Source organism: Winogradskyella pacifica, from assembly GCF_003386275.1.
GTDB lineage: Bacteria > Bacteroidota > Bacteroidia > Flavobacteriales > Flavobacteriaceae > Winogradskyella > Winogradskyella pacifica.
In genome coordinates this window covers 106,212-118,065 of record NZ_QREI01000008.1, presented here as the reverse complement: position 1 = coordinate 118,065, position 11,854 = coordinate 106,212, and the positions used below count along the sequence as shown (strand labels likewise).

Sequence of the window (11,854 nt, the reverse complement as noted above, 5' to 3'; positions counted from 1 at the left end):
GACCTGTTTAATAGTTAGTTACGTGGTCTAATAACTAAGTTAGCAAACATTTACGATTCCTTGAGAATTCCAAAGGAATTTTCGCAAGTAAGCTCTAAAAAGCAATTAATTATACAGCGTGTTAGCTGTGATTTTTATTTTTTCTAAATAATATTATTAGGTCAGTAAATGGATATGCTAATGAGACAATAATTCCAAATACACCGAGTGTTTTAGACTTAAATATTGCTCCAGGCAAAAATGCTGTTATCGAAAAAATTAGAATGAATAAGCAAAAAGGATAGAGAAGAAGTCTTGTCAAAATCTTCATAAAAGTCCATTCTTTAATATTTTCTTTTTTTAATTCCGTTTTCGGTTTGTTTATAAGTTCAGGGTTATTAATCCGTTCTATATTTTCTATAGCTTCTTTTAGTTCGTCTGTCAAAATTTTTGTTTCGTACTTTTTGGCTTTTGACATTACTAAATGCAATAAAGTTCCAATTACAGAAATTCCGATTATTCCAATAAAGGCGGTCTTAAATTCAGACGTAATTAACAAAACCAAAGCAAGTAAAAGGAAAAAACCGATTGATATATTATTCAGAAGTTTGTAAAAAGGATTGTTCTTCGTTTTAATTCCGTTCAATTCTCCATTTTGATCAAAAGTCAGATGAAAAATTGGATATGCTCCTCGTAAAAAATGTACTGATCTCCAAATCAGAAGTTCATTCGGTTTTATTTCTCCGCTGTATTTTGTGGTGTTAAAAATAAACACATCATTCCAATGATTTTTCAGAGTGCTTTTTTTGTTCTGAATTATTAATTTTTCGATGTCTTTTTTTTCTACCATAAAGTTGGTTCAAATTACAGCTAACTAGTTGTGTGATTTTGTATTATGTCCCATTCTGTTTTCTGAATATCAGGACTTTTTGATGCTGCTACTTATAGTAAATCTAGTTTATTGATGTACTGGTTATAGCCATTTAATATTACAACCCATACTTGGTTTTTGGTTTGAGTTTACAGCTTCTTTATTAATTAGCGCATTCATGGCTGCTCTTATATCTTTTCCTGTTACGGGTTTGCCATTCCCAGGTCTAGAATCATCTAATTGACCTGTGTAAACTAATTTTAAATCGGTGTCAAATAAGAAAAAATCTGGAGTGCAGGCAGCGTTATATGCTTTGGCAACTTCTTGAGTTTGGTCGTACAAATACGGGAAGATATAGTCGTTGTCTATGGCATTCTTAGTCATTAATTCTGGACGATCTTGTGGGTAATTCTTTGCATCATTACTAGAAATTGCAATACAATTAATCCCTTTAGATATGTAATCTTTTGCTAGTTGGGATAATTCTGAACTCACATGAATTACAAAAGGGCAGTGGTTACAAATAAACATAACCAAAGTTGCCGTAGTCCCTTTGAGTTCGTTGAGTGATTTTTTGGTGTTATCTACGGTGTCTATTAAATTGAAATCTGGTGCTTTTGTGCCTAAAGGCAACATATTAGATTCTGTTCGGGCCATTATATTATATCTGTTTTATTCATTAATTTTACTAAATGGAAAAGATAATAACATTTGAAGACTTTACAAAGGTAGATTTACGAATAGGGACAATTATAGAAGTAAATGATTTTCCAAATGCGCGTCGTCCTGCGTATCAATTGGTAATAGATTTTGGTGCATTGGGTATCAAAAAATCTTCTGCTCAAATTACAACACAATACCAAAAAGAAGATTTAATTAATCGACAAATAGTAGCTGTCGTTAATTTTCCTAAAAAGCAGATTGCTAATTTTATGAGCGAATGCTTAGTGGTTGGAGCCGTAAAAGCAGATGATGTGTTTTTGTTACATCCTGAGATTAAAGTTAAGAACGGGATGTCAGTGTCTTAGTTTTTTTTAGTTTTAAAGTTTTATAGTTTCAGAGGTTCAAAGTTTATGAGTTTCTGAGTTTTGAAGTTTCTAAGTTTCTAAGTTTTTGAGTTTTGAAATTTCAACATTTAAGATGAACATTGGGGGGCATGCTTTTGAAAAAGTTGATATAATGGATGATAAAAACATTTCAAGATTATAATATTAGGTTCATAAAAATTTTATTACCTACAACCTACAACCTACAACCTACAACCTACAACCTACAACCTACAACCTACAACCTACAACCTACAACCTACAACCTACAACCAACAACCTACAACCTACAACCTACAACCTACAACCAACAACCAACAACCAACTACATCTCCTCTCTAAAGAAAATAGCATTCATCAATAACTTATTAGTCCCATACCAAAAGGCTCTAAAATTAGTGTTGTCTGTAAAACCAATGATAGTTCCTCTACCAATTTTTCCAATTTTAAAAGGAACTGATTGACTAATACTATCGAGATTTTGTTCTGAAATATAACCGCTTAACAACGGGTTTTTACTGTATTGAATAGGATTGTTATAACTGTTCTTATCTTCATTTATAAATAATGTTGAATTTCTAAACACCGCTAATTTATCATTCTTGTATCCGAAATTAATAGGATGGGAGCGATCTAATTCCGTTTCAAAAATAGCACCTCCAATAACTTGTGCTCCTCTAAAATCTCTGCGTTCTTCGTGGCTAATATTTTTTGCGATGAGTTTACTTTTCTTAAAATCAAATGCCATTAATTTTTTAGAATTCAACCATTTTAAAGTGTTTTTATAGGCTACTAAAGTACCACCATCCTTAATCCAAGATTGCAATTTTTTTGTGTTGTTCGCATCTAAACCAGAATTAGAATTTACCATGATTATTGTATTGTAACGGCTTAAATCTGCTCTGCTCATACTTTTAGTATCTAACTTCGTTGCTATAATATCATAACGTGTATCAAATAAATGCCATATTTCACCAGCATCGTAAGAGGTCATTCCGTCACCAACTAAAAGTGCGATTTTTGGTAATTCTAAATTGCTGAAATTGCGGCTTCCTAAGTCAATACCTTCGTTTAAACCTGTAGAAACAACATCAATTTTAATATGACTGTCTTGTGCTGTTTTATTTAAAAAGTTATAAATTTCAGTAGTGCTTAAATCTTGGTTTTTTGCAGGAATCATAATCGTACCATAATCGTATGATTTGCCATTAGCCTTAAAACGCTTTAAGGCCACTTTAGCTCTTAAACCTTTCTTTAAAATTGAATTTAAAAGTTTAGGAGAATAGTATTCGTGCCACTCAAATAAGTAAGCGTATTCACTTTTAGAATCAACACCTCCATTTAGGTGTTCTAAATTGGTGACTTCATTTCCTGCATTTGCAGTTGTTGTTTCTGTATAATCCAAATTAAACGCTAATGGGAATGTCCAAGCAGAAATATCATAAAACAAGCTGTCTTCAAACGTTGTTCGTTTTTCGAACATGGCATTTATCAATCGTGTGTTTTTTTGATTTTTTGGAACCACATAACTATACCCTTTCTTGTAATTCTTCCCGTTCTTTGAAAAATCAGATTTTAAGTCGTGAAATGTAATACGATGACGTTTTAATATTTCGGCTAAATGATACGTTTTAGCTGCATCTTTCTCATCCCCAAAAACTATCGCATTTTTACCTTCTTTAGAGGCTTCTGCTCTGGCATTCTTAAAGAAATTATGCTGATATTCTAGAATATCTTTTCGCATAGCACTTGCAGCGGCAAGCGTTGAAAAAGCAGCTGTATATTGATTTTTAATCGTGAATGGAAAAGTTAGTAAACCATTCTCACTTTCTTGCACATGACCACGAGAACTTGCTTGTTCAAACAATATCCCAATACCTCCATTAATATCTGGAAAGGTTGAGCCTTTTCCGTAGTAGAAATCATCAAAACTTTCTTCAGAATAATACAAAGAGCCAATTTTATCTAAAGCTTTAGCATGATATGTTGCAATACTTTTTGTGAGATCTTGGTTTAATTGTGGAGTTAACGGATGTGTACGTGATGGGATGCCTGGTTGAAAAAAGAAACTAGTGTTGGTACCCATTTCATGATGATCCGTTAAGATATTAGGCATCCAATTATGAAACGTTTCTATGCGTGCTCTAGATTCTGGTAACTGTACCGGTAACCAATCTCTGTTCATGTCAAACCAATAATGATTGGTACGCGAACCAGGCCAAACTTCGCTGTATTCTCTGTCGTTAGGATCTGGATTTAGATTAATATTTTTATTGGTATTAGCCCAATACGCAAAACGTTGTAAACCATCTGGGTTTAAAGATGGATCTAATAATATAACTGTATTCTTTAATAAATCCTCAATTTCTGCACCTTCTGCAGCAGCTAAATAATAAGCGACTAATAATGCGGCATTTGAGCCACTTGGTTCATTACCATGAATGGAAAAGCCTTGGTACACCACAATCGGGCGGTTTTTTGTATTTGCAGAATTTGATTCTGTTGCTTCAATATGTGCTGACTGAATAGCATCTAAATTTTCATGGTTTTCTACAGCTGTAATAGTCAGTAGTAATAGTGGTCTGCCTTCAAACGTTTTGCCTCTATCCTCAATTGTAATTCTATCGGACGCATTTGCAAGGGCTTTCATGTACTCAGCGAGTTTATCGTGAGTAATGTGCCATTCTCCAACATTATGACCAATCACACTTTGTGGTGTTGGTATCTCTGGGTTTAATTCCGCATTCTGAGGTAAATAATAAGATAGTTCTGTTTGCGATTGCGAAAAGAGGGTTGTGGTCGCTAGAATTAAAAGTAAAAGGATACGTTGCATAGTACGGAAGGTTGGTTAGAGTCTAAAAATAAAAAAACCCTGACATAATTGTCAAGGTTTAGTGTTATTTAACAGAAGCTAATTTTTAAATATCGTCGAAACTAATATCTGTAAAGCTGTCTATGTTTTTTGTGTCTTCAGGTGTTTTTGCTTCTTGAGTTACAAAATCATCTTCGCGTTTAAAGTCTTTTTGGTGACGTTCGCTAATGACTTCCTGACCTTTTTCGTTAATGATATAATCAGTCATTTCAGATAAGATTTCTTTAAACTCAGTAAAATCTTCTTTATATAAGTAGATTTTATGCTTTTTGTAATGAAAAGAACCATCGTCATTCGTGAATTTTTTACTCTCAGTAACCGTCAAATAATAATCACCAGCTTTTGTAGCTCTAACATCAAAGAAATAGGTTCTTCTTCCTGCACGTAATACTTTAGAATATATTTCTTCCTTATCCATCATTTCATAATCACTCATAACTCAATCTATTTTTTATTTCAATCCAAAAATCTAAAAAAAAACTTACCTAAACAACAAATAATTACATTTCTTTTTCAGAGAGTTGTTTGTTATATAATTCCTTGTAGTAGCCATTTGTATTCATAAGGCTTTCGTGATTTCCAGACTCTATCACTTTTCCTTCATCTAAAACAATAATACGGTCTGCATTTTTTGCAGAAGACACACGATGGCTTACTATAATCGTAGTTTTATCCTTGGTCAGTTTTACAAGATTTTTAAGAATTTTTTCTTCTGTTTCGGTATCTACAGCAGATAAACAATCGTCAAATAACAAAATATCTGGCTTTTTAATAATGGCTCTAGCAATAGAAACACGTTGTTTCTGACCACCAGATAATGTAATACCACGTTCACCTAAAATAGTATCGTAGCCTTTAGTAAAACCGATGATATTTTTATGAACTTTAGCGTTTTGTGCAGCTTCAATAACATCATCATCCGTAGCATCTTCTTTTCCAAATTTGATGTTATTTTTTATAGTATCAGAAAACAAGAATGCATCTTGTGGTACATAACCAATGCTGTTTCTTAGGCTGAAAAGATTCAAATCAGAAATACGCGTATCATCAATTAAAATAGAACCTTTATCGATATCATATAAGCGACCAATTAAATCTAAAATGGTTGATTTTCCTGAACCTGTATTCCCTAAAATAGCTAAAGTTTCTCCTGATTTTAAGGTGAAACTTACATCTTTTAAAGCTTCAATATTAGTGTCTGGGTATACAAAAGATACATTTTTAAATTCGATATCCCCTTTAATAGGTGTTAATTCTTTCGCATTGTTTTTAATATCGGGTTCAGTATCTAAAAACTCATTGATGCGTTCTTGCGAAGCTTCAGCTTGCTGAATTAAAGAGGTTACCCAGCCTACAGTAGCAACTGGCCATGTTAATAAATTGACATAAATAATAAACTCAGCAATGGTACCTATTTGTTCAATTTCGCCATTCATATATTGCATACCGCCAACATAAATAACAATAAGGTTACTAATCCCAATTAGTAAAATCATCATTGGAAAAAACAAAGCTTGTACCTTCGTAAGATTAATTTGTTTTTGACGGTTTTCTGCTGAAAGATTTTCAAATTCTAGATTTGTTCTAGGTTCAATACCATAAGATTTTATAACCGAAATGCCACTAAATGTTTCTTGCGAATACGTAGAAAGTGTAGAAAGTGATTGTTGCACAATAGTACTTCGCTTGTTAATTAAACGACTTAATTTGTATATAACGGCCGATAAAAAGGGTAGAGGAAGTAGTGTATATAATGTTAATGTAGGTGACCTATCGATCATATAAATTATGGCAACGGCAAATAAAGTAATGGTGTTAATGGTATACATTATAGCCGGACCAACGTACATTCTTACTTTTCCAACGTCTTCACTGATACGGTTCATTAAATCACCAGTTCGGTTTGATTTGTAAAATTTTAAAGACAGAATTTGGTAATGCTGATAGATTTCATTTTTAAGGTCAAATTCGATGTAACGCGATACGTTAATGATGGTTTGACGCATTAAAAAAGTAAATATTCCTGCGATAATAGCCGCTCCAACCAGGTAGAAAACGTTAATCATTAACTCACTTCTAAAAATTTCATCGGAAATTTTTCCATCCAATCGGTCAGAAACAATATTAATTGATGCGCCGACTAATCGCGGTGTGAAAAGGGCAAAGATCTTGGCAACGATGGTAATAAGGATGCCAATGATTATGCGGAATCTGTACTTGTAAAAATATTTATTAAGATGTTTTAGTGCCTTCATTCTATGACTTTAATACCTCAAAAGTATTATGATAATCGCATTTAATAGTTAATGTTTTGCTAATCCTTTAATTATGATTTACTTTTGCATGCTGTTTTTAGAATATATTTAAACGCCCTTAAATTAACAAAAATGACTTCAGATATTATTACTGCAAAAGAATTGAAAAAAATGGATCCTGTTTTTGGACAACATTCTTTTGATGACCATGAGCAAATTGTTTTTTGCAATGACAAAGATACTGGTTTAAAAGCTATAATTGGTATTCATAATACAGTTTTAGGCCCAGCATTAGGTGGTACTAGAATGTGGAATTATGCAAACGAGTGGGAAGCACTTAATGATGTATTGCGCTTGTCTAGAGGTATGACATTTAAATCTGCAATTACTGGTTTAAATCTTGGTGGTGGTAAAGCCGTTATTATTGGCGATGCTAAAACGCAAAAAACACCGGAATTAATGAGGCGATTTGGTGAGTTTGTACATTCACTAAGTGGACGTTACATCACAGCAGAAGATGTTGGTATGACCACTGAAGATATGGATACAGTGAGAGAGGTGACTCCTTATGTAACCGGAATTTCAGAAAGTAAAGGAGGAGCTGGTAATCCGTCTCCAATTACTGCTTATGGTGTTTTTATGGGAATGAAAGCTGCTGCCAAATTTAAGTTTGGTTCAGATATTTTAGAAGATAAAAACATTTACGTGCAAGGTATTGGCAATGTAGGTGAAGCGCTTGTTGAACATTTGGTTAACGAAGGTGCTAATGTCACTATTGCGGATATTAGTCAAGAACGATTAGAAGAAGTGCGCTCTAAATACGGAGTCACAATTTATGGTGGTAATGATATTTACAGTGAAGAGATGGATATCTATGCACCTTGTGCTCTAGGAGCGACTATAAATGATGATACTATTTATAAGTTGAAAGCAAAAGTAATTGCTGGAGCTGCAAATAATCAGTTGGCAGAAGAGAAAACTCATGGTTTAATTTTGCAAGAACGTGGTATCGTTTACGCACCAGATTTTTTAATTAATGCAGGTGGAATTATCAATGTTTATGCAGAGTTAGAGAATTATGATAGACAAGAAATAATGCGTAAAACGGAGAATATTTATAACACGACGCTCGAAATTTTAGATAATGCTAAGGTGAATAATCTTACAACGCACAATGCGGCCTTAAATATTGCTAGAGAACGTATTGAAACTCGTAAGAGAGAAAACTTAAAATAGTCTCAATTATTTTCGGATATAAAAATTAAATAATAGTATTTTTGCAGGGTGAATCTTTAATAGGTTCACCTTTTTTAATAACCAATACTAAAAGTGAGTTCTTACACATGCTAAACCGAAGACACATCAGAATTAAAGCTATGCAATCCATGTATGCTTTTAAAGGTACAGAAAGTGATGATTTAATAAAAGAACAAAAGTTTTTGTTACACAGTTTAGATAGTATGTATGACCTATACTTATCGCTTTTAGCGCTGCTGACAGAACTGCATAAGAAGAGTAAGAATCATAATGATAGGCTACAAGGTAAACTTTTAGGAACGGAAGCCGATAAAAATCCGGATTTAAAGTTTCAAGAGAATCAACTATTACATCTTATTAGTAGTAATACAATGTTGCAAGATGCCATTGCTAACAAGAAGTTGAATTTTTGGGATTTAGATTTTGAGTATGTCGATATTCTTTTTAAAGCGATTTTAAAAAGTGACATTTATCAAAACTACACAGAAGACGCAGAGCCGAGTTTTAAGAAAGATAAAAGCTTTGTAATTGATGTTTTTACGGAAATCATAGCTCCAAACGAGAAACTTTACGATTTCTTTGAAGACAAAAAGATTACATGGGTAGATGATTTACCAGTGGTAAATACAGCCATGTTAAAAGTATTGCGTAAACTAAAGTTAACGTCACCAGAGACGGCCTTGTTACCAAGTTTGTATAAAGACGATGATGACAAGGAATTTGCAATTGAGTTATTTAAAAAAACGTTTTTAAATAGTTCTAAGTTCGCAGAAGAAATTAACAAGAAAACGACTAATTGGGATTCTGAGCGTTTAGCAAGTTTAGACGGTGTATTGTTGAAAATGGCACTTTGCGAATTTCAAAAATTTCCTTCTATTCCTCATAAAGTTACGATTAACGAATATCTTGAAATCGCTAAAGAATACTCAACACCAAAGAGTAGTTTGTTTATTAACGGGATTTTAGATAAGATTGTAAAGGAGTATCAATCTGAAAATATTCATCCTAAAGCTGGAAGAGGTTTGATGTAATGTTCGTTAATTTGAGTAGAATCTTATTGAGGTCATATAATTCAGTTGAATCGTAGTAATTTAGAAAGTGGTTTCTTACTAAGAATATGTTAACAAGGACTTAAAAATTTTAATTCCTTAAAATAATCATTAACTTCGTAAGCTGAAACAATTTTTAACAAAAAAAGAGAATAATGAAAAAAGTAATTTTAGGACTTAGTGCATTATGCATGGTAGCTTTTACATCTTGTAAGGATGACGCTGCGAGTAAAGTTAAATCTGAAAATGTTGCTGTTGCTGCAGAAAGAGATGCTAATGCTGGTGATTTTGCAGTTTTAACTTTAGATAAAACAGAACATGATTTTGGTACAATAGCCGATGGAACTCCTGTTGAAACAGTTTTTAAATACACAAACACCGGAAACTCTATGTTAGTGGTAAGTGATATTAAAAGTACTTGTGGATGTACTGTACCAACAAACTATACAAAAGAAGTTCAGCCAGGTGAAACAGGTCAATTTACTGTAAAGTTTAACGGTAAGGGTAACGGAAAAACAACAAAGTCATTAACGATGGTAACGAATACTGAAAAAGGTCAATTACCAGTTAAGATTACTGCTTTTATTGAAAAAGATCCAAATGCACCTGCTGCTGCAAAACCAGCAACACCAAGTATTAATCCTTTAGCTACAGATAATGGAGCTGCTGCTGCTGCACCTAGAAAATATTCTACGCAACCAGGTCACGAAGGACATAATCACGATTAATTAATAATTATTATAAATTTCTGAATGGAAGGATTAGGATCATTTTTACCGTTTATCGCTATTTTTGCAGTGATGTATTTCTTTATGATTGCACCACAAATGAAACGCTCTAAACAAGAGAAAAAGTTTGCAAGCGAGTTAACACGAGGAACTCGTGTAATTACTAAAAGCGGTATGCACGGAAAAGTTGTAGAATTAAATGATAAAGATAACAGTTGTGTTATTGAAACATTAGCAGGGAAAATTAAATTTGACCGTTCTGCTATTTCTATGGAAATGAGTAATAAGTTAAATGCACCAGCTGTTGTAAAATAAGCCGGTTTGTATCATAAATTATAAAAGACTGTTCATTTATTTGAGCAGTCTTTTTTTTTGTTTTAAATTTTACCAATTACCAATTACCAATTACCAATTACCAATTACCAATTACCAATTACCAATTACCAATTACCAATTACCAATTACCAATTACCAATTACCAATTACCATTTAGGCAGTAGGTTGGCATGCTCCATTTTATGGTTTCTTCTAATTCAGTGGTATTCATAATACGTCGCAAAATGCTAAGTGCATCTGCGAAGTGCTGATTGACTTCAATGTATTCTTCTACTGAGGTTACTTTTTTCATTGGAATTGGTTTAGCTTCCGAAAAGGCGTTTAAAGAATCCTTTTTTACTTTTTTTAATAGCCCAAATTAATTCTCTTGGATGACGTTTTATTTCACTATTAGGTCCAAATTTCCCTCATGCAAATCCTGTTTTATTTTTAGCATTTCTTAGATCAGCTATAGCCCAATCATTACCTTCCAATTGATTAAAAAATGGAAAATAAGATGTGTTAGCTTTTTCAAAATCGATTTTATCGAATAATTGACCTCCGTTTTCCCAGATATCATAAACAACTTTATCATGGATGTCATTGAGGTAATTTTCTGTAGGTGATTCATGAAATTCTAATAAGCTACTTAAAAAATCATTTAAATTATCAGCGTAGCGTATAAACACAGCCGGATCGTGGCAAGCGTAATATACATGCCCTAATGAGCCATCATTTAATATATCTAAAACCCAATGATTACCTAATCCATCGTGTCCTAAAGTCACAGAAAACGGGCATAATTCAGTGAATCCAAATTGTCCTATTGAAGAAAAATCAATATCATCTAAACCGTAATCTTCCCAACCACGAGTCTCTTTTAAAATGTTAATAAGCTCATTGTCAATGGTATGATTGGGGAATAATGGTTTTAATTTTTCAATTTCTGAAGCTGTTAAACCATCTTTAAAATCTAAAGTATAAGTTTCACCATCTTCATCGGTAAAGGTTGAAGATTTTAGTTTTTTAAGAATTGCTATATTATTCATGTTTCGACTTTGCTTCGTATTATATACTATGCTGATTATTCAGAAGTTTATGATGTGAATTATGCGCTACGTAATACCTTTTCCATTTTTCGTCCTTTTGCTAATTCATCAACCAATTTATCTAAATAGCGTACTTCTTTAGTTAGTTGAGTTTGTATATCTTCAATTCGGTACCCACAGATAACACCCTTAATGAGATGTGCATTTGGGTTTAGCTTAGCTTTCTCAAAGAAGGTTTTAAACGTGACTTTATTCGTGATGAGTTCTTGTAGCTTAGTGTCATCAAAGCCAGTTAACCATGTAATCACTTGATGTAATTCTTCTTTTGTTCTGCCCTTCTTTTCAACTTTTGTAATATAATGCGGATAAACCGATGCAAATGTCATTACAGCAATGCGTTCGTCGTGTTTTGGTGTTGTTGTCATAATGAATG

13 protein-coding genes are annotated in these 11,854 nt (G+C 32.9%); 5 read left to right on the top strand and 8 right to left on the bottom strand.

The genetic code is table 11. The annotated features are described in order from the left end of the window. Positions 1-121: 121 nt before the first annotated feature. Positions 122-829, bottom strand: a complete 708-nt coding sequence (locus tag DFQ09_RS15310; protein WP_115811878.1) for a hypothetical protein — start codon at positions 827-829, stop codon at positions 122-124. Positions 830-952: 123 nt separating this feature from the next. Further along, the gene (locus DFQ09_RS15305) at positions 953-1,507 is read right to left on the bottom strand and encodes a thioredoxin family protein (protein ID WP_115811876.1); all 555 of its coding nucleotides are present in this window, start codon (positions 1,505-1,507) and stop codon (positions 953-955) included. Positions 1,508-1,542: 35 nt separating this feature from the next. Between DFQ09_RS15305 and DFQ09_RS15300 the strand changes: the two genes are divergently transcribed. Beyond that, entirely contained in the window at positions 1,543-1,878 is a 336-nt protein-coding gene (locus DFQ09_RS15300; RefSeq protein WP_115811874.1) for a tRNA-binding protein, read from the top strand. A 343-nt stretch (positions 1,879-2,221) separates the two neighbouring features. Here the strand turns inward: DFQ09_RS15300 and DFQ09_RS15290 are convergent, their stop codons facing one another. The 3 genes from DFQ09_RS15290 to DFQ09_RS15280 all read right to left on the bottom strand — a co-directional run bounded on the left by DFQ09_RS15290 (position 2,222) and on the right by DFQ09_RS15280 (position 7,023). Then, complete coding sequence (locus DFQ09_RS15290) at positions 2,222-4,729, bottom strand: M14 metallopeptidase family protein (RefSeq protein WP_115811872.1); 2,508 nt, start codon at positions 4,727-4,729, stop codon at positions 2,222-2,224. Between the two features lie 85 nt (positions 4,730-4,814). Continuing rightward, complete coding sequence (locus DFQ09_RS15285) at positions 4,815-5,204, bottom strand: PUR family DNA/RNA-binding protein (RefSeq protein WP_115811870.1); 390 nt, start codon at positions 5,202-5,204, stop codon at positions 4,815-4,817. Between the two features lie 64 nt (positions 5,205-5,268). Beyond that, positions 5,269-7,023 carry an ABC transporter ATP-binding protein gene (locus DFQ09_RS15280; protein ID WP_115811868.1) on the bottom strand — a complete coding sequence of 585 codons (1,755 nt, stop codon included), beginning with the start codon at positions 7,021-7,023 and terminating at the stop codon, positions 5,269-5,271. 132 nt (positions 7,024-7,155) lie between these two features. Here DFQ09_RS15280 and DFQ09_RS15275 point away from each other — a divergent pair, with 132 nt between their 5' ends. The 4 genes from DFQ09_RS15275 (at position 7,156) to yajC (ending at position 10,372) form a co-directional block, all read left to right on the top strand. Beyond that, positions 7,156-8,259 (top strand): Glu/Leu/Phe/Val family dehydrogenase, encoded by a 1,104-nt coding sequence (locus DFQ09_RS15275; RefSeq protein ID WP_115811866.1) that lies wholly within the window; start codon positions 7,156-7,158, stop codon positions 8,257-8,259. Between the two features lie 107 nt (positions 8,260-8,366). Continuing rightward, complete coding sequence (gene nusB, locus DFQ09_RS15270) at positions 8,367-9,311, top strand: transcription antitermination factor NusB (protein ID WP_245940371.1); 945 nt, start codon at positions 8,367-8,369, stop codon at positions 9,309-9,311. A 173-nt stretch (positions 9,312-9,484) separates the two neighbouring features. Then, positions 9,485-10,057, top strand: coding sequence for a DUF1573 domain-containing protein (locus DFQ09_RS15265; protein WP_115811864.1), 573 nt, complete (start codon positions 9,485-9,487; stop codon positions 10,055-10,057). Between the two features lie 24 nt (positions 10,058-10,081). Then, positions 10,082-10,372, top strand: a complete 291-nt coding sequence (gene yajC, locus DFQ09_RS15260) for a preprotein translocase subunit YajC (protein WP_115811862.1) — start codon at positions 10,082-10,084, stop codon at positions 10,370-10,372. Between the two features lie 160 nt (positions 10,373-10,532). Here yajC and DFQ09_RS15255 read toward each other — a convergent pair whose 3' ends face one another. The 3 genes from DFQ09_RS15255 to DFQ09_RS15245 form a co-directional block, all read right to left on the bottom strand. After that, positions 10,533-10,685, bottom strand: coding sequence for a DUF1801 domain-containing protein (locus DFQ09_RS15255; protein ID WP_181897197.1), 153 nt, complete (start codon positions 10,683-10,685; stop codon positions 10,533-10,535). Positions 10,686-10,800: 115 nt separating this feature from the next. Continuing rightward, positions 10,801-11,421: an SMI1/KNR4 family protein gene (locus DFQ09_RS15250; RefSeq protein ID WP_115811861.1), complete on the bottom strand. Its 621-nt coding sequence runs from the start codon at positions 11,419-11,421 to the stop codon at positions 10,801-10,803. A 59-nt stretch (positions 11,422-11,480) separates the two neighbouring features. Then, positions 11,481-11,846, bottom strand: coding sequence for a DUF2200 domain-containing protein (locus tag DFQ09_RS15245; RefSeq protein ID WP_115811860.1), 366 nt, complete (start codon positions 11,844-11,846; stop codon positions 11,481-11,483). Between the last annotated feature and the right edge of the window lie 8 nt (positions 11,847-11,854).